Below are 20,646 nucleotides of genomic sequence, written 5' to 3' on the forward strand. Positions count from 1 at the left end.
GAGCATTAAAAACGGTAGCTCACATTAAATCCGGTTGTCACATGACTGGTTCTAAATCCTTCCGGTTTTTTAATTGGAACACCTACGAAATAATCATAGTTAATGCCCCATAGTTTGCCACGAAGTCCAATTGCACCACCCATTAGGCTGTCACCGATTTGAAGCTCTTCTTGGCTAGAGTGCACTTTACCGCGGTCAATCCCTAAATAAAGCTCATGTCCCTTATTGACGATATTCCAACCTAGCTCATTTCGCCATAACCAACCTTTTTCACCGGAAAGCGATAGCTCGCCATCAAACCCTCGCACGGTATAACGGCCACCAATACTAAATTTATCTTGTTGTGTTAAAGGTGTGCCATTCCATTGCCCATTCCAGCTGGTGTTAAAGCGGAAAGGTTGATTGCCGATAGTGAAAGGATAGGTAAAATCAACGCCTGCAGTAAAAATCTGCATGCGGGAAGTCCCTTCACCAAACGCTTCTTCCGGAGCTGGTAGGGATTTATTCCTACCCGTACCACGTTTGTAGTTCGCAAACAGTTGTAACACTGTTTCACCAATGTATTGGGTGTGATTAAGCCCCACTTCCCAACCAGCTGTTCGACGACGTTGCACTTCAATTTCGGTGTCATTGATGTAGTTATGCGATTTTTTCGTCCATAACGCAGTATTCACATAGGTTTTATAAAGACTTCCACGAGATAATAAGCGACTTAAGTTCGCTTTCATTTGTTGGCTTTCACCTGAATAGGTATAAGACTCAAATGCGCCCGCTACCGTTTGGTGATAAGAATATTTTGAACCAGAAAGGGTTAAGAGATAGTTCTTCCAAGGAATAGAATAATAGAGACTAATATTTTTACTACCATAATCGCCTTCCGCATCATCACTATCACGCTTAAAGCTACGCGTACCACTGATATAGAACATATCATTGAGGGTTAGCACGTTATCCCAAGAAAACGTGGCTGAACCTTGTAAACGCCCCGTAGCTTTACTGCCTGAATCATCTAATCCCAAGGTTAAATGAAAAGGTAAGCGTTGCTTATAAGCAATCACCACATCTGTTTCACCGACTGCATCCGTTGGCACAAGCTCCATATTCGCATCAGCACTCGGTACGCGTTTTAAGTTTTCTAAACCTTGTTCAATATTGCGAATATTTAATATATCCCCCTGCGCCATTGGCATGGCAAACCATAAGGTACCACGGGTGGCAAACGGAATCGCACTTTGGTCTTGTAATTGAATACGACCTACTTTACCCGGAATCACGGTTAACACGAGCATACCTGAACGCAAATCCTGTGGCTCGACCACTACGCGTGTAGTGACATATCCCAAATCAATTAAACGATTTTGAATACGACGAAGTAATACATTAATCCCCTCAGAGCCAATACAAGCAGGCAGAGCAAAATCACGTCCAGCATAAACTGACTTTAATGCCCAAGAGAATCGGCTTGGTTGGATTAATTTAAGGGAAGATGCTGATGAACTTTCTTCAGCTTGGTAATCGGTCAGCACCAATTGATTGATAGGAAAACATTGCGCTTCATTCTGCGGAAAGCCTCGAGAGGCTTCTTTTTCACCCTCTAAACGCACATTTGGGGATTGTGTTTGCTGGGCTAAAATCGCTGCATCTTGTTCCGCTTGTTGCCTCTGTTGTTTGGCATCGATTTGTTTTTCTAAATTGGCATTGGGTGAACTTGGCGCTGAAAAACCAAAAGGTGAAATAAATAATAAACTAGAAAGAAAAAAGTGTGAGGATTTTTTCATTGTTACCCTAAAGATAAAGTTATTAATAAATTATGGTTGATAAGATATCAAAATCTATTTAAAAAGACCATAAAGTTTACATCAGTAATTTCTATTATTTTTCATTAGTTTAAATATAAAAAAATCTGCATCAAACTCGGGCTTGATGCAGATAATTTATTTATTGGCTATGAATATAAAATTAATCACCTAATTGAACAGGCTCAACTTTCCAAATTCTCTCTGCGTACTCTTTAATAGTGCGGTCAGATGAGAAGAAGCCCATATTCACGATATTTTGAATAGTGCTTTCAATCCATTGGTCGCGTTGTTTGTATTTTTCATCTACGGCTTTTTGAGTTTCTACATAACTACGGAAATCAGCGAAAGCTTGATAATAATCGTGGTATTGCAAGCCTTGTAATAGTTGATGATAACGTTGAGGATCTTCTGGTGAGAATTTACCCTCAATAATTTGATCCACGACTGTGCGTAATTGAGCATCATTCTGGTAGTATTCAAATGATCTATACCCTTCTCGACGAAGTTGCTCAACTTGTTCCACAGTGTTACCGAAAATAAAGATGTTATCTTCACCCACGTTTTCCAAGATCTCCACGTTCGCACCGTCAAGTGTACCGAGTGTCAATGCACCATTTAAGGCAAACTTCATATTACTGGTGCCAGAAGCCTCTGTGCCTGCAAGTGAAATTTGCTCTGAAATATCCGCTGCTGGAATAATTAACTGGGCAAGGCTTACGCTGTAATTTGGAATAAATACAACTTTTAAACGGCCTTTCAAACGCTCATCATTATTGATGACATTAGCAACATCATTAATTAAATGGATCGTTTGTTTCGCAGCATAATAAGCCGAAGCCGCTTTACCTGCTAAAATAAATACGCGAGGTTGCCAATCTTTTTCAGGGTTGGTAAGCATTTCATTGTAGCGAGCGATAATATGTAATACGTTCAACATTTGGCGTTTATATTCGTGAATACGTTTTACTTGCACGTCAAATAAGGCGTGCGGATCAAGCTCTACCCCTAACTCGCATTTTACGTATTCCGCTAATTTCACTTTATTAGCAAATTTAATGTCAGCAACAGCCTCTTTAAATGCTTTTTCTTGTGCGAACGGTTTGAGTTTTTCGATTTGGCTTAAATCGCAACGCCATTCTGAGCCGATATATTTATCAAACAATGCGGCTAATTGTGGATTCGCAACGGCTAACCAACGACGCGGTGTGATACCGTTTGTTACATTGGTAAAGCGTTCTGGGAAAATACGAGCGAAATCTGCGAAAGTGGATGTTACCATTAAATCGGAATGGATTTCGGCAACCCCGTTGATTTTGTGTGAACCTACAACAGACAACCAGCCCATACGCACTTTACGTTGATAACCTTCTTCAATCAATGAAACACGACGAATAAAATCGTTATCCGTGGTGACGTAAGAACGAACATACTCTAAGAAATGATCATTGATTTCAAAAATCATCTGTAAATGACGTGGTAAGATTTTTGCCATCATTTCCACTGGCCAAGTTTCTAATGCTTCAGACATAAGGGTATGGCAAGTATAAGAGAAAATATTACGCGTCATCTCCCAAGCTTTTTTCCATTCAAAACCTTCATCATCCACTAAAATTCGCATTAATTCAGGAATTGCTAACGCTGGGTGGGTATCGTTCAAATGGATCGCCACTTTATCCGCCAAGTTTTCAAGGCTATCGTGGGTGCGTTTGTGACGGCGTAAAATATCTTGAAGTGATGCAGATACTAAGAAATACTCTTGACGTAAACGCAATTCGCGACCATTCCAAGTAGAATCATCAGGATAAAGTACGCGTGATAAGTTTTTATTTGCGGAGTGCTCTTCTAATGCAGCTAGGTGTTCACCGCGGTTAAAGTCTGCAAGATTAAATACTTCACCTGCATGAGCAGACCATAAGCGTAATGTTGCTGCAGAATTATTTTGATAACCTGGTATCATTTGGTCGTAAGCAAGTGCGGTCACTTTTTCGGTATCTTGCCAAATACATTTTTTGCCTTCAAAGTGAATGTTACCGCCAAATTCTACGGTAAAGCGTTTAGATGGGCGAATAAACTCCCAAGGTGCCCCTTTTTCAAGCCACGCATCAGGGCGTTCTACTTGCTGACCATTTTCAATTTTTTGGCGGAACATACCATATTCATAACGAATACCGTAGCCCATACCTGGTAAACCAAGGGTCGCAATAGAATCCATAAAGCAAGCAGCTAAACGACCTAAACCGCCATTGCCTAAGCCCGGATCAACTTCTTTTTCTAAAACTTCTTCTAAATCCACATTTAATTCAGATAAGGCTTCTTGTGCTAATCCATAAATACCTTCTGCGATCATGGCATTAGAAAGGGTACGTCCAATTAAGAATTCCATTGAAAGGTAGTAAACACGGCGAGAATCTTCTGCTCGAGTTTGGCGAGCTGTGGTAATCCAACCTTCTGTCACTAAATCTCGAACAGCATGCAAAGTCGCATTTAACCAGTCGCGTTGGCTCGCTTCACGCGGTGAGCGACCAATTAAAAAAATAAGCTTATAAACAATTGATTTTTTGATTGCCTCAACAGTCATTTGTGGGCGATTGTATAGGAATGGAGAATCAAAATTATCCATTATCATAAGTAAAACCTCGGTTTGAATGTTAAAAAATTATCTATAATAAAAGAGATGTTGATTTAAAAATTCACGCACATTTCAAAAAATCAATCGAAATAGACCGCTATTTGTATCCGAGAACCTTTATACCTCTAATAAATTCGTTCGAATTTTATGCTTATTTTGTCGAAAAACAAGCATAATCACAGAGCTTGCAACAATAATCTACAAACAGACTGTTGCTCTTAACGTTTATAAATAAAACTATAAACGTTCATAAAGTGCACGATATTGTTCTGCTGCTTTACGCCAGCTGAAATCTTGTGCCATCGCATTCGCTCGCAAGGCTGACCAGACTCTCGGTTTTTGCCAAATATCAAACGCTTGTTGGATACTTCTACGTAAATCTTCAGCGGTAGCTTGCTCAAACACAAAACCAGTTGCCGTGCGATCTTTAATATTTTCCGGTGAGCTATCCACCACCGTATCGGCTAAACCACCCGTTTTACGAACAAGAGGAAGTGTGCCATATTGCAAACCATAAAGTTGGGTTAAGCCACAAGGCTCAAAACGGCTTGGCACTAAAATCACATCACCACCTGCCACTAATAAATGTGACAGTGTTTCATCATAACCAATTTTGACTGCAACATTTTGGGGATAACGTTCAGCAAGCTCACGAATACCTTGCTCAAAGTGCGGTGCGCCAGAACCTAAAATCATCAACTGGCCGCCTTGTTTTACAATTTCATCCGCACTTTCAATCAATAAATCTACGCCTTTTTGCTCGGTTAAGCGGGTTACCATCACAAATGCCAATGCATTTTCATCTTGCGGTAAATTAAAATAAGCTTGCAGTTCAGCCTTATTCTGTTTTTTACCTGCCATATATTTCAATTTGTAATGATGCTGAATATATTGATCGGCATTTGGATGCCAAATATTTTCATCTACACCATTAAGAATCCCCACTAAACGCCCTTGAGATTTTAAACCAGAAAGTAAACCTTCTAAGCCATAGGCAAATTCAGGTGTTGTAATCTCTTTGGCATACGTCGGGCTCACTGCAGTGCTGACATCGGAATAAAATAAGCCTGCTTTTAAATAGGAAATCTGTCCAAAGAACTCTAAACCATCAACATTAAACATGCCTGCAGGCAAGCCAATTTCAAACAAATGCTGATAATGAAATTGCCCTTGATACGCTAAATTGTGGATTGTAAATACCGATTTTGCTGGACGACCTTTATTAAATAAATAAGCGGCACATAAACCTGCATGCCAATCATGAGCGTGAACCACATCCGCACGCCACCAGCTATCTAAACCAGTAGATAATTCAGCACCAACCCAACCAAGTAAGGCAAAGCGTTTATAGTTATCACCATAATCATTATAGTAACAATCGTGATATGGATTCCCCTCACGCGCATATAAATGTGGCGCATCGATTAAATAAACGCCTACGCCATTATATTCACCGTAGCGCAACACAACATGTCCCGCAAAATTATCAAATTCAGCCACAACTTGTGTATTAGAAATACCTGCAGAAATCGCTGGATACGTAGGCAATAGAATACGTGCATCAAGCCCTATTTGATTTTGGGCTTGCGGTAATGCCCCTAAAACATCAGCTAAACCGCCAGTTTTGAGGAGCGGATAAAATTCTGAGCAAACGTGTAAAACTTTCATTTAATTTTTATTTTCCCTATAAAACATAAATAATGCTCGATCAACTCCCCTCTTTAGAAAAGAGGGGGGGTATAAAGTGCGGTCAAAATTTACCGCACTTTTTTCATTATTAATCTAAATGCTCTTCAGAGACGACTTCTTCCCCTTCTAATTTTTTCAGCATTTTCGGGGTAACTAGAATCACTTTACCGGTTGAACTGATACGGAATCGTTTTTTATCTTCTTCCATATTCACACCAATTTCCATGCCATCTGGAATAATACATTCACGGTCGAGAATACAGTTTTTCAATATACAATTCTTACCGATTTTAACTTGTGGCAATACCACGCAATGATCCACTTTTGAGAAAGCATCAATTTTAACGCGATCGAATAGCACGGAATTACTGATAGAGGCATCAGTAATCACACAACCACCGCCAATTAAAGAATTATCGACTGGATGAACATTTGAATTTTTGTAGAAGAATTTTGACGGGTAAGCTTGAATTGGATTACCGCGAATTGGCCAGCTTTGATCGTAAATATCTAATTGTGGATTTTCAGAGACTAAGTCGATATTGGATTGCCAGAAGCTATCAAGCGTACCCACATCACGCCAGTAAATTTCGCCTTCGGTGTTACGCCCCATGCAAGAGCGGCTGAATGGGTGAGCATAAAGAGTCTCTTCCGCTAAACATTTTGGCAACACATCTTTACCGAAGTCGTGGCTAGTTTGTGGTGTATTGACCTCTCTCTCCAACATTTTGTAAAGATAATCCGCATCAAACACATAAATCCCCATTGATGCGAGTGAAACATCTGGTTTACCTACCATTGCTGGCGGATCTTTTGGTTTTTCAACAAAGGCTTTGACTTTTAAATTTTCGTTTACCGCCATGACACCAAATTCATGTGCTTCAGAGCGTGGTACTTCAATACAACCTACCGTACATTTTGCACCGCTGTTCACATGGTCCATCAACATGACGCTATAGTCTTGTTTGTAAATATGGTCACCCGCCAAGATTAAAACATATTTAGGGCGATAGTGATCACGAATAATCGCCATATTTTGATAAACAGCATCTGCCGTACCACGATACCAAGTTGAATCATCAATTTGTTGACGAGCAGGAAGCATATCAACAAACTCCCCTTTTTCTTGTGGTAAGAAAGACCAACCAGTTTGCAAATGACGAAGTAAAGAGTGTGCAGCGTATTGAGTCACTACACCAATTCGGTTCAAACCAGAGTTAATACAATTAGAAAGTGCAAAGTCAATAATACGGCGGTTACCACCAAAATACAGGGCAGGTTTTGCGCGTTTATCCGTAAGTTCATGCAAGCGTGAACCACGTCCACCCGCAAGAATAAGCACCAAAGTATTTTTAACTAAATCATATTTGTTAAGGTCGCCAGCTTTCATAAGGATCTCCATAGTCTTATAGTTATTCATCACTCAGCATACAAAAGCCCATTGAGCTAAGCTCTGTTTGTTGTGCATCGAGGGTTAAATTATGTGTGCCGATTTGAGGTTTCCATTTTCCATCGGGTAAGTGAAAAACCTGCCCTTCGGCTTTGGCATTAATCAATAAAAGACAATGCTTATCTAAAACTACTTGTAATGCTTTGGTTTGTTGATTTTGCCAATCGTCAACTGTCATCTGGTTACCGTGAATGTTAAGCCATTGCACATTGTCACCTGACCACCATTGATTCCGATTTAAACTACCAATTTGCTTACGCGCTGCAATCGTTTGCTTGGTAAGTTGAAATAATTCCTTGTTAAAATTTGCCCATTTCAGCCAAGTAATTTCGTTATCTTGGCAATAGGCATTATTGTTACCATATTGAGTGTTGCCGAACTCATCGCCCGCCAAAAGCATAGGCGTGCCATTCGCCAGTAATAAACTCATTAATAATCCGCTTTGTGCAAAAGTGCGGTTATTTTCCACCGCACTTTTTTGCGGTTCAGAAAGGGATTCAGTAGAACCTTCTACCCCATGGTTATAACTGTAATTTTCATTGCGTCCATCACGATTTTCTTCGCCATTCGCTTCGTTATGTTTTTGGTTATAACTCACCAAATCTTGCATGACGAAACCATCATGAGCGGTAATAAAATTAAGCGTTGTGTGTGGCAAGCGATCATTTTTCTTAAATAAATCGCTAGAACCTGCAAAGCGTTCTGCAAATGCGCCGATTTCACCACTTTTCCATAACCAAAAACGGCAAAGATCATCACGAAAACGATCATTCCATTCTGCAAAGTAATTTGGGAAATTTCCTACTTGATAACCGTAATGTCCGATATCCCAAGGCTCTGCAATCAATTTAATATTTTGTAAACTTGGCTCATTTTTTATGTCAGTAAAAAGCTGAGCTTGTGCATTAAAATCTGGTGTATCACGCCCGAGCACGGAGGCTAAATCAAATCGAAAACCATCAACATGACACTGTTCAGCCCAATAACGTAAACAATCTACGACCCATTTTCGCCCTACATCGGAGGATAAATTGAGCATATTGCCGCAGCCTGTCCAATTGATATAACGCCCTTGATCGTTGCGCCAATAGTAAGTTTGATCATCAATACCACGCTGGCAGAATGTTGGGTAAGTTTGCTCTGATTCTGCGGAATGGTTAAATACCACGTCTAAAATAACTTCAATGCCCGCTTTGTGAAACGCCTTCACCATCGCTTTAAATTCAGCTAATGAATTATTTGTTGCCGCATATTTAGGTTCCACCGCAAACATAGCTAAGGGATTGTATCCCCAATAATTTTGTAAGCCTCGGGCTTGTAAGTGCGGCTCATTTATATGGAAATTTACAGGCAGCACTTCCACAGCAGTCACGCCTAATTCTTTTAAATAAGCTAAATTGATAGGATGACTTAATCCCGCATAGGTACCCCGTAATTCAGTGGGAATCTTGTCGTTAAGTTGGCTAAAACCTTTGACGTGCAATTCATACACAATGGTTTCCGCCCAAGGCGTATTGGGTGCGGAATCATTTTCCCAATCAAAATCTTCTGAAATAATCACCGCTCTTGGCGCAATATGAGCATTATCTCGATGATCATTCATTAAAAACCAAGAACGACTTTCTTCGGTAGTTAAATCTGGTTTACCATTCACCTCTTTCGCATAAGGATCGAGCATTAATTTATTTGGATTAGCATATTCACCGTGAATGCGGAATCCATATTCTGTCCCAACCTCAACGCCTTCTACAGCTAAATGCCATATATTATTTGTGCGAACCATAGGAAAGCGCGTTTCCTTATCCCCATCAAACAGGCAAAGTTCAACACCACTCGCTGCAGCAGAGAACAGTGCAAAATTAGTCACTTTCACGCCATTCTCGGTAAATATTGAATAGCCCATTGGCGCTGGTTTGCCGTTGTTATAAATCGTAAACATATCTTACAAATTGTATTTCAAATAAACTGTCGCCAATGGTGGAATAGAAATCGAAATAGAATTTTCTCGTCCATGGCTTTCAATTTCTTCACTTATCACATAGCCAAAATTGCCCACGTTAGAGCCTTGATAATACATAGAGTCAGTATTCAAAATTTCTTCATAAGTACCTGCAACATTTACCCCAATACGGTAATTATGGCGAGGCACAGGGGTGAAGTTACTGATGACAATAATGCGCTCTCCATTTGAGCTGCGACGCTCAAAAGCAAATACAGAATTTGCCGCATCATCAACGACAAGCCAATCAAAGCCTTCAGGTGAATAATCCAGTTCAAAGAGCGGTGAGTTTTCTCGGTAAATATGATTCAAATCTTTTACTAATTTCAAAACGCCTTTATGCCAGCCACCACCGATATTTTCATCAAGCAAGAACCAGTCCAAACTTTCTTCGTAATTCCACTCACGACCTTGAGCAAATTCATTGCCCATAAAGAGCAATTTTTTACCCGGGTGCCCCCACATATAGCCGTAATAAGCACGTAAGTTCGCGAATTTTTGCCATGCGTCTCCTGGCATTTTATCGAGGAGCGAATATTTGCCATGCACCACCTCATCATGTGAAAGCGGTAACACAAAATTTTCACTGTATTGATACATCATCCCAAAAGTCATTTTATTGTGATGATATTGGCGGTAAATTGGATCAAGCTGCATATAGGCGAGCGTATCGTTCATCCAGCCCATATTCCATTTAAAGTTAAAGCCCAATCCACCGTTTTCACTCGAGTGAGTCACACCAGCAAAAGAGGTAGATTCCTCCGCAATAGAAATTGCCCCCGCCATTTCGCTGTAAATTTTCCAGTTGGTATGTTTTAAAAATTCAATGGCTTCTAAGTTTTCACGTCCGCCATATTGATTTGGAATCCACTCACCTTCCGCACGGCTGTAATCTCGGTAAATCATGGAAGCCACGGCATCCACGCGAATACCATCTACACCGAAACGTTCAAGCCAATACAGGGCATTACTGGATAAGAAATTTTTGACCTCATTACGCCCATAGTTATAAATTAAGGTATTCCAGTCTTGATGATAGCCTTCGCGAGGATCTTCATGCTCATACAAAGCCGTACCATCAAATGAGACTAAACCATGCGTATCACTTGGGAAATGACCTGGCACCCAATCTAAAATCACATTAATTCCTGCTTCATGTGCACGTTTTATTAAACGACGGAATGCCTCAGGTGAGCCAAAGCGACTGGTTGGCGAATAAAGTCCGAGTGGTTGATAGCCCCAAGAACCATCAAATGGAAATTCAGAAAGCGGTAAAAATTCTATATGGGTGAAGCCCATATCTTTTACATAAGGAATGAGTTCATCAGCAATTTGATCGTAATCTAGCCAAAAATTGTTTTCTAAATTACGACGCCAAGATCCTAAATGCACTTCATAAATGGAAATCGGTTGATTTGCTTGATTGGCTTGACGACGTTGTTCCGTCATTTCGACAACATTTGGTAATGCACTCACTTGCGATGCTGTATCAGGGCGAAGTTGCGAACTAAAGGCAAATGGATCGGCTTTCAAACGAAGATTGCCATGACAATCAATTAATTCAAACTTATAGAGTTGTCCTAAACTGGCTTTTGGTAAAAAGAGCTCCCACACACCACTTTTTAGATGAAAACGCATAGGATGACGGCGACCATCCCAATAGTTGAAATCACCTACAATAGAAACGCGTCTTGCATTAGGTGCCCACAAGCGGAAATTCACCCCGCTCACACCATCACATTCCATAAAATGCGCACCAAGTATTTCATATGGGCGAAGCATAGAACCTTCAGAAAGTAGCCATTGTTCTAAATCATCAATCATAGGATGAAAACAATAAGGATCTTCGACTATTTGCGATTCATTGCCCCAAAAAACCTGTAATTGATAAGCAAAAAAGTGACGACAATTTGGAATCACACCAACAAAAAAGCCACGCTCATCGACACAATCCAGTTCCGTTATTTCTTTACCACTTTCACGCTCAATCACCACCACTCGATTGGCATCTGGCAATAACGTACGAATTTCAATTCCGCGCTCAGTTTCGTGCATACCAAGCGTAGCAAAAGGATCGCCATTGCTCGCATCAAAAAAACCATCAATAATTGCTTGTGTTACTGCGGTTGTCATATTTACTCCTTATACATTTCGCCCTTGGTTAATTTGCACAAAGAACGTTTTTAAAGCTTCATTGCTAAAAATAAACGCTAACGGTTGAGCAAGTTTCTTGCACCAGTTTGGGTATTCATTTGAGGTGCCTGGCAAATTAAAACTGATTTCTTGGCTAAGTAAATTTTCTAATTGCACACCAATCAATCGGCTGTTACTTTCCGCTAAATAATGATGGATCATTCTGTTTAAATGATCGTGCATCGCCATAGAAAGCGCATCGCCTTCATAATGCGGAGGTAAATAATTATCACGATGTAAACGATTTAATAAGGCTTGTTTATCAACAACGCGTTGATCGTATTTTTGCTTGAGCACTTCCCCATTTAGAATACCAAGTTGATTAAATAATTCTAAATCACGGCAATGCCAAAAACTTTGTAATGAGGGAACATCATGCGTGCCAATGGTGGCATAAGCATTTCGAGGATAATCAGATATACGAGGAAATTCGTCATTTCGTTGGGCAAAATACAATACAAAATAAGAGAAAATTTGAAACTCGTTTAATTTCCACCGCACTTCATCAGGCACGGTGCCGAGATCTTCACCAATAATCAAACATTCATTGCGCACACTTTCAATGGCAAGAATCGCCATTAATTCATCAAAAGGATAATGCACATAAGCACCATCAGCCGCGGTTTTTCCTTCTGGAATCCACCACAAACGGAATAAGCCCATAACATGATCGATACGTAGCACACCGAAATATTGCATATTGGCACGTAGCATATCGATAAATGGTGCAAAGCCACGTGCTTTTAGCACTGTTGGATTATAAGGTGGCAAATTCCAATTTTGCCCGACGGGGCCTAACGGATCAGGTGGCGCGCCAATAGAGGCATTTACACAATATAAATCAGGATCGCTCCATACATCAGCACTGCCACGAGAACTATTCACCGCTAAATCGCCATAAATACCCAACTTCATACCAGACTGTTTACAAAGATTTTGTAATGCGGAAAGTTGTTCTTCTGTAAGCCATTGCAACCAAGCAAAAAATTGGATTTGCTCATTATGTGTTTTTAATAGGGCTTTTCTTTTTGCCGCACTTAAATGTTGCCATTCCTTACGCCAGCCAAGCCAACCGATGGTATTTTCTTCTGCTTGATGGTCGGCGTGTTCTTGTAAATCTAATACATTAAATAGCCCCTGTAACAACAAAGGTTCACCTTTGTTTTTTAAATACTCAGCAAAGATTGTTCGACGTGTCACAATTTCAGCGGATTGACTACGCTGAAAGAAATCAAACAGGGACTCAAGTGCGGTTAATTTTAAAGCCAATATTGAAGAATAATCGACGCAATCACTTTCACGTAAAGCAGCAATTTTTGCTTGAATATCTTCACGCTTAAACCAATTTTGCACTGAACGGCAACGCTTAAACTCTGGTAACTCTGTAATCGCTAAATATAAAAAATTCAACCAACGACGAGAGGATGAACTATAAGGACTGGCCCAGTTTGGCACAGCAGGATACGGCAAATGTAATGGATTAATTCCCACATAATCTGCACCTTGTTTTGCACTTTGTTCGATTAAATAAGCTAAATCACCAAAATCGCCAATGCCCCAGTTTTGTTCAGAGCGTAAACTGTAAAGTTGCACATTCACACCCCACACTTTTTTATTTTTTAATACGGGTGGTTGAAAAGCCGTTTTAGGAGAAATAAGTAAACGAACGCGGTACTGTTCAGTATCAGAAAAAATAGATAATTGATAATAGCCAAAAGGAAGTGGAGACAAGGAAAGTGCGGATAAATTTGAAAGTGTTTTTTCTAACAGAATGACATTAGATTCATCAATCAGCTGATAACGATATTCATCGGCAGCGGGCAAATCTAGACGATTGAGTCGATAATCAATCGGTTCATTTTCAAATGCAGCCAGTACATCGTCAAACTGTCCTTTCGCTTTTAGCGGAGGCTGCAAAAGCTCAACAAAAGTTGAAACCGTCTTTTCATCTGCGAAAATAAGATGTCCATCAATATCATAATGAGAAAGCGCTATACCGCATTTTTCTGCTTTTTGTTTGAGAGAATCCGAGATTTGCATAGATACCACATGACAACTGTATAACTCTTGTTAGGGATTATAACTAAGCTGAAAGTGATGACAACTGGCTTTATTTAAAAGTGTGATCTTCGTCAATAATAAATTCAAACCAATCAATCACATCGCGTTCATGTACACCATTTTTGATTAAAACATCAGCATTTTTCAAGGAATTTGAATGGCCAGAAATGAGTGGATGCCATTCAGGTAAGGTTTTTCCTTCATAAAGCAAACGATAAGCGCAAGTGTCAGGCAACCAATGAAAATCAGGTAAATTCTTTTTGGTGAGTTTGGTGCAGTCAGTTTCAATTTTAAAACGCTCTGAATAATTACCGCACTTTCCTGTTTCTACATCTAAAAGGTTACAAGCAATTCGAGTGTAATAAAGTTTTTGGCGTTTGCCTCGCCCTTGAATATATTTGCGATAACAGCATTTGCCGCAGCCATCACATAAGGCTTCCCATTCAGATTCGGTCATTTCAAGCAGGGATTTTGTTTGCCAAAAATTAGGTTCAAGTTGCATAGTTGATACAAATAAAAAGTGCGGTCAAAATCGCATTTATTTTGACCGCACTTGGTTGATTAAAATTAAAAGCCTTCTTTTAAGCTTACTGTTAAGTTAAATACCAAATGTTCGGGACGGCTATCTTTACTATCCGCACAGAAATAACCTTCACGTTCAAATTGATAACCTTTCTCTGCTTCTGCAGCAGCCAAGCTTTGTTCAACAAAACCATGTTTTACCACGAGAGAATGTGGATTTAACACGCTTTCAATATCATCTTCAGCACCTGGATTTGGCACGGTAAATAAGCGATCATACAAACGGAATTCAGCCGGATGATTATGCACAGCAGAAACCCAGTGGATTACCCCTTTCACTTTACGACCATCTGCTGGATTTTTACCTAAAGTTTCAGGATCGTAAGTACAGAAGATCGTGGTGATTTCACCATTTGCATCTTTTTCTACACGTTCAGCTTTAATAACATAGGCGTTACGTAAACGTACTTCTTTACCCAATACTAAGCGTTTATATTGTTTGTTTGCTTCTTCACGGAAATCTGCGCGATCAATATAAAGCTCTTTCGTAAACGGTAATTGACGCTCCCCTAATTCAGGACGATTCGGGTGATTTGGTGCCGTTAAGGTTTCTTCACCTTCAAAGTTTTCAACCACGACACTAACAGGATCAATCACCGCCATTGCGCGTGGTGCATTTTCGTTTAAATCTTCACGAATGCAGGCTTCAAGTGCAGAATACTCTACGACGTTATCTTGTTTAGTAACACCGATACGACGACAGAATTCACGTAACGAAGCCGGTGTATAACCGCGACGACGTAAACCTGAAATTGTTGGCATACGCGGATCGTTCCAACCATCCACAATGCCGTCGTTTACTAATTTCAATAACTTACGTTTAGAAGTTAGCGTACCTTCTAAATTTAAACGTGAGAATTCATACTGATGCGGTAATGGACGCTCAATACTGATATTTTCCAATACCCAGTCATATAAACGACGGTTATCTTGGAATTCTAATGTACAGATCGAATGAGTAATACGCTCGATTGCATCAGAGATACAATGAGTAAAATCGTACATTGGGTAAATACACCATTTGTCACCTGTTTGGTGATGGCTTGCAAATTTAATACGATAAAGCACAGGATCACGCATGACCATAAATGGTGAAGCCATGTCGATTTTCGCACGAAGACTTAATGTACCTTCCGCAAATTCGCCATTTTTCATTCTCTCGAATAACGCTAAGTTTTCTTCGACACTACGATCACGATACGGACTGTTTTTGCCCGGCTCAGTTAACGTACCGCGATATTCACGCATTTGGTCTGGAGAAAGTTCATCCACATAGGCTAAACCTTTTTCGATCAACTCAATCGCATAGCCATAAAGTGCATCGAAGTAATCAGACGCATAACGCGGTTCGCCTTCCCATTTAAAGCCTAACCATTCCACATCCGCTTTGATGGAATCCACATATTCCACATCTTCTTTCACCGGGTTGGTATCATCAAAACGTAGGTTACATAAACCGTTATATTCTTTTGCCAAGCCGAAGTTTAAGCAAATCGATTTTGCGTGGCCGATGTGCAAATAACCGTTTGGCTCAGGCGGAAAACGAGTGTGAACACTTTTGTGTTTACCTGAAGCTAAATCTTCATCAATAATTTGGGTAATAAAATTGTGCGTGCGAATATTTTCTGCACTTTCTAGAATTTCTGTATTGCTCATAACTTTCTCATAAATAGAAAAAATAATTTTGTCATTCTATACGAAAAGCAAGGCTTTGTGAATTTGATCACAAAACTAACCGCACTTTCATTAAATTAAGACTGAATTTTTGAGGATTTTTAAGTCTAATTTGAAGATTTTTCGTGCAAACTGAAAAGTTTACCTTTAGAATATACTTTCACTGAACAAACGTTCATTTTTTATTTAGGATGATAAAGTCTTTATGAAAAAACGCTTTTTTATTTTACTCGGATTACTCGTCTCTGCTGGTGCGGCTTATTATTTTTTCTCTAACAATAGCAAACAAGAAACGACCTATCTGACTGAATCAGTTGCCCGTGGCAATGTTGAAAAAACCGTTGTCGCTTCTGGTTCAGTTGAAAGCGTGAATGAAGTCGATGTCGGCGCCCAAGCTTCGGGTAAAATCACCAAACTGTATGTCAAGTTAGGGCAAGAAATCAAAAAAGGGGAAATGATCGCTGATATTGATTCCACAACCCAAATTAATACCTTAAATACCAAAAAGGCGGCATTGGTTAGCTATCAAGCACAATTAAAAGCAAAGAAAACCGCTTATGATGTTGCCCTTTCAAGCTATAACCGCTTATCAAAACTTTATACGCAAAAAGCGACATCTTTAGATAGTGTAAATACGGCAAAAAGCACCCTTGATAATGCAAAAGCAGAAATGGAAGCCATTGAAGCCAATATCAAACAAGCTGAAATTGAAGTGAATACCGCTGAAACCAATGTGGGCTACACCAAAATCACCGCTCCAATGGACGGTACCGTGATTTCTGTGCCTGTTTCAGAAGGTCAAACCGTTAATGCCAACCAAACGACGCCAACAATTGTAACCATTGCCGATTTAAGCAAAATGAAAATTAAGCCTGAAATTTCAGAAGGCGACATTACCAAAGTCAAAGCCGGTCAAGAAGTGAGTTTTACGATTTTATCGGATAGCCAAACCCTGTATCACTCTGTCATTGATTCGGTTGATCCGGCAAATACCACGACAAGTGATAGTTCTTCAACCTCAACTTCTAGTAGCTCAAGTAGCAGCTCAACGACCAGTGCAATCTACTATTACGCCAATGTTTTGATTGATAACCCTGATCGTACTTTACGTATCGGAATGACGACAGAAAACAACATCAAAATTGCCAACGCGAAAGATGTCTTATTGATTTCCAATATGGCCATTCAAAAACGTGATGGTAAAAGCTTTGTTAATGTATTAAGTGACAAAAATCAGCCTGAACAGCGTGAAGTTGAAGTCGGTGTTCAAAATGATTTCAAAACTGAAATCAAATCGGGTTTAAAGGAAGGTGAAAAAGTCATTGTGTCGCAAGTTGCGAATGGTGAACAAGTTGGCTCGATGCCTCGTGGTCCAAGAATGTTCTAAAAGTGCGGTAGAAAATTAATGAATATCATTGAAATTAAGGATCTCAACCGTTACTTCGGTGAAGGCGAAAATCGTGTTCATATTTTGAAGAATGTCTCTTTAAATATAGAAAAAGGCGATTTCGTCGCGATTATTGGGCAATCGGGTTCGGGTAAATCGACCTTGATGAACATCATCGGGTGTTTGGATACGGCAACCAGTGGTTCTTACAAAATCAATGGCAAAGAAACCATTGAATTAAGCAAAGATCAGCTTTCAGATTTACGTAGCCAAAAATTCGGCTTTATTTTCCAACGCTATAACTTATTGTCGAGCTTGACCGCTGCAGAAAACGTCGCCTTGCCTGCAATTTATGTGGGGATGTCGCAAGAAAAACGTCTTTCTCGTGCGAAACAACTTTTAGAAAAATTAGGTTTAGGCGATAAATGGCAAAATAAACCAAGCCAACTTTCTGGTGGTCAGCAACAACGTGTGAGTATTGCGCGTGCGTTGATAAATGGCGGTGAAATTATTTTAGCCGATGAACCCACTGGTGCATTGGATTCGCAAAGCGGTCAAAATGTGATGGAAATTCTGCGCCAATTACACGCAGAAGGCCACACTATTATTATGGTAACCCACGACCGAGAAATTGCCGCCAGTGCGAATCGCGTGATTGAAATTAAAGATGGCGAAATCATTGGCGATACGCAAAAAGAAGCGGTAAAAAGTGCGGTCGAAAATCCAACCAAATCTAAACCGCACTTTGGGTTCAGCAAAGATCAATTTGTTGAAGCCTTTCGTATGTCAGTGAGTGCGATTATTGCCCACAAAATGCGTTCTCTTTTAACCATGCTTGGGATTATTATCGGGATTACCTCCGTGGTTTCCGTTGTGGCATTGGGAAACGGTTCACAACAAAAAATCTTGGCAAACATTAAAGGTATTGGTACAAGTACCATGACGATTTTTAATGGTACGGGCTTTGGTGATCGTCGTGCTGAACAAATGCAAAATCTGACAATTAATGATGCCACAGCCTTAAACCAACAAAGCTATGTACAAAGCGTCACGCCAAATAGCTCATCAAGTGGCACATTAATTTATGGTAACCAGACTTTCTCCTCAACCAGTTTAAAAGGTGTAGGCGAACAATATTTTGATGTAGATGGATTAAAACTAAAATCCGGTAATTTATTTTCTGCTCAAGATGTTGCTGATAACAATCAAGTAGCCTTAATCGATGAAAGTGCGAAAAAATCCATTTTCCCTGATGAAAATCCTATCGGCAAAATCGTAATGTTTAATAAACGTCCATTACGCATTATTGGCGTAGTATCTGATAAACGAATGGGCGGGGCAAGCAGTTCACTTAATCTCTATGCGCCTTACACTACCGTGATGAATCGTATTTCGGGCAGCAAAAAAATTGCTTCAATTACCGTAAAAGTGGATGGTTCCGTGAATACGACTGTCGCTGAAAAAGGAATTACTGAATTGCTCACCATGCGTCATGGTAAAAAAGATTTCTTCATCATGAATAGCGATACTATTAAACAAACTATTGAAAGCACAACAGGCACGATGAAATTGCTCATTTCCTCTATCGCCTTTATTTCATTAATCGTTGGTGGGATTGGGGTAATGAATATTATGTTGGTTTCCGTGACAGAGCGAACCAAAGAAATTGGTGTGCGCATGGCGATTGGGGCGAGACAATTTAATATTCTGCAACAATTTTTAATTGAAGCAGTGCTGATTTGTTTAATTGGCGGCGTGACGGGTATTCTGCTTTCGGGTTTAATCGGTCTGCTCTTTAACGTATTTATGACTGACTTTACGATGGCATTCTCAACTGGCTCAATCGTTGCCGCAGTGGTCTTCTCAACTTTGATTGGTGTGATCTTCGGTTATATGCCGGCAAAACGCGCAGCACAATTAGATCCAATTACCGCTCTTGCTCGAGAATAAAGAAATTTTGTAAAACACAAAAGTGCGGTTAAAATCATCCGCACTTTCCACTCATTTTCGTAAGAAGGAAAACTCAATGTTTAAAATGAAAAATATCACGCTTGCTTTGTTGATGTCTGCTGCATTAGTGGGATGTGCCAATATTGGCGATTCTTATCAAGCTAGCCTTGAAGATTACAAGCAATATGAAGAAATTACCAAGCAATATAATGTAAAAGAAAATTGGTGGTCATTATATAATGATGCGCAATTAAATCGCGTCGTAGAACAAGCTTTAATAAACAACAAAGATTTAGCTAAAGCAGCTGTGGCAGTAAACCGTGCGCTTTACAGTGCAAATTTAGTGGGCGCAAATTTAGTGCCTGCATTTAATGGTTCAACTTCATCTGCAGCACAACGCAGAGTTGACACAAGTGCAAACTCAGCCATTTCGCACAAAGGTTCTTTAAATGTGAGCTATACATTGGATCTGTGGCAACGTTTAGCCAATGCCGCTGATGCTGCGGAATGGTCGCACAAAGCAACCGCAGAAGACATGGAATCTGCTCGTTTATCATTAATAAATTCTGTGGTCACGACTTATTATCAAATCGCTTATTTAAATGATGCAATTAGCACAACCAACGAAACGATCAAATATTACACTGACATTGGTAATATTATGCAAACTCGTTTAGCGCAAGGTGTAGCTGATGCGGTCAGTGTTGATCAAGCACAACAAGCAGTATTAACGGCACGTAATAACAAATTAAATTTTGAAACCCAGCGCAAAACAGCAGAACAAACCTTACGCAATCTGCTGAACTTAAAACCAAACGATGCGTTAAATATCACATTCCCTCATATTATGAATGTGAAAACTGCAGGGGTGAACTTAAATGTACCAGTCTCTGTGATTGCAAATCGTCCTGATGTAAAAGCAGCACAATTCCGTTTAAGCAGTGCATTCAAAAATGCAAAAGCAACCCAAAAAAGCTGGTTCCCTGAAGTTAATTTAGGTGGAAGTCTATCTTCAACAGCAAGCACTGTTGGCACGGCATTACACAATCCTGTGGCTGCTGGCACAGTAGGAATTAGCTTGCCATTCTTAAATTGGAACACCGTAAAATGGAACGTTAAAATTTCTGAAGCTGACTATGAAACCGCACGTTTAAATTATGAACAACGTATTACCACCGCTCTCAATAATGTGGATACCAACTACTTTGCCTTTACCCAAGCGCAAAGCACATT

Annotated in this window: 12 protein-coding genes; 3 read left to right on the plus strand and 9 right to left on the minus strand. The window is 39.9% G+C overall.

The window, feature by feature from the left end:
* Positions 1-5 precede the first annotated feature (5 nt).
* From AAX18_RS03405 to glnS, 9 genes are all read right to left on the minus strand, one after another.
* Positions 6-1,778, minus strand: a complete 1,773-nt coding sequence (locus tag AAX18_RS03405) for a ShlB/FhaC/HecB family hemolysin secretion/activation protein (RefSeq protein ID WP_046952955.1) — start codon at positions 1,776-1,778, stop codon at positions 6-8.
* A gap of 181 nt (positions 1,779-1,959) precedes the next feature.
* Positions 1,960-4,425, minus strand: coding sequence for a glycogen/starch/alpha-glucan phosphorylase (locus AAX18_RS03410; RefSeq protein ID WP_046952956.1), 2,466 nt, complete (start codon positions 4,423-4,425; stop codon positions 1,960-1,962).
* 240 nt (positions 4,426-4,665) lie between these two features.
* A complete protein-coding gene (gene glgA, locus AAX18_RS03415; protein WP_046952957.1) occupies positions 4,666-6,096 on the minus strand; it encodes a glycogen synthase GlgA in 1,431 nt (476 codons plus the stop codon).
* Positions 6,097-6,205: 109 nt separating this feature from the next.
* Positions 6,206-7,507, minus strand: coding sequence for a glucose-1-phosphate adenylyltransferase (gene glgC, locus AAX18_RS03420; protein WP_005627058.1), 1,302 nt, complete (start codon positions 7,505-7,507; stop codon positions 6,206-6,208).
* Between the two features lie 22 nt (positions 7,508-7,529).
* Positions 7,530-9,506, minus strand: a complete 1,977-nt coding sequence (glgX, locus tag AAX18_RS03425; RefSeq protein ID WP_046952958.1) for a glycogen debranching protein GlgX — start codon at positions 9,504-9,506, stop codon at positions 7,530-7,532.
* 3 nt (positions 9,507-9,509) lie between these two features.
* Positions 9,510-11,699: a 1,4-alpha-glucan branching protein GlgB gene (gene glgB, locus AAX18_RS03430; protein WP_046952959.1), complete on the minus strand. Its 2,190-nt coding sequence runs from the start codon at positions 11,697-11,699 to the stop codon at positions 9,510-9,512.
* Positions 11,700-11,708: 9 nt separating this feature from the next.
* Entirely contained in the window at positions 11,709-13,799 is a 2,091-nt protein-coding gene (malQ, locus tag AAX18_RS03435) for a 4-alpha-glucanotransferase (protein ID WP_046952960.1), read from the minus strand.
* Between the two features lie 70 nt (positions 13,800-13,869).
* Complete coding sequence (locus tag AAX18_RS03440) at positions 13,870-14,322, minus strand: YcgN family cysteine cluster protein (protein ID WP_005627066.1); 453 nt, start codon at positions 14,320-14,322, stop codon at positions 13,870-13,872.
* A 65-nt stretch (positions 14,323-14,387) separates the two neighbouring features.
* Positions 14,388-16,058 (minus strand): glutamine--tRNA ligase, encoded by a 1,671-nt coding sequence (glnS, locus tag AAX18_RS03445; RefSeq protein ID WP_046952961.1) that lies wholly within the window; start codon positions 16,056-16,058, stop codon positions 14,388-14,390.
* Positions 16,059-16,281: 223 nt separating this feature from the next.
* On the opposite strand from glnS, the gene AAX18_RS03450 reads away from it, so the two are divergent.
* The 3 genes from AAX18_RS03450 to tdeA form a co-directional block, all read left to right on the plus strand.
* On the plus strand, positions 16,282-17,463 hold the full coding sequence (locus AAX18_RS03450; RefSeq protein ID WP_046952962.1) for an efflux RND transporter periplasmic adaptor subunit: 1,182 nt from the start codon (positions 16,282-16,284) through the stop codon (positions 17,461-17,463).
* An 18-nt stretch (positions 17,464-17,481) separates the two neighbouring features.
* Positions 17,482-19,413 carry a MacB family efflux pump subunit gene (locus AAX18_RS03455; protein ID WP_046952963.1) on the plus strand — a complete coding sequence of 644 codons (1,932 nt, stop codon included), beginning with the start codon at positions 17,482-17,484 and terminating at the stop codon, positions 19,411-19,413.
* 76 nt (positions 19,414-19,489) lie between these two features.
* Positions 19,490-20,646 (plus strand): toxin/drug exporter TdeA (gene tdeA / locus AAX18_RS03460; protein WP_046952964.1); only part of this gene is annotated, 1,157 nt, incomplete at its 3' end.

This window comes from Haemophilus haemolyticus (assembly GCF_001008205.1).
GTDB lineage: Bacteria > Pseudomonadota > Gammaproteobacteria > Enterobacterales > Pasteurellaceae > Haemophilus > Haemophilus haemolyticus_Q.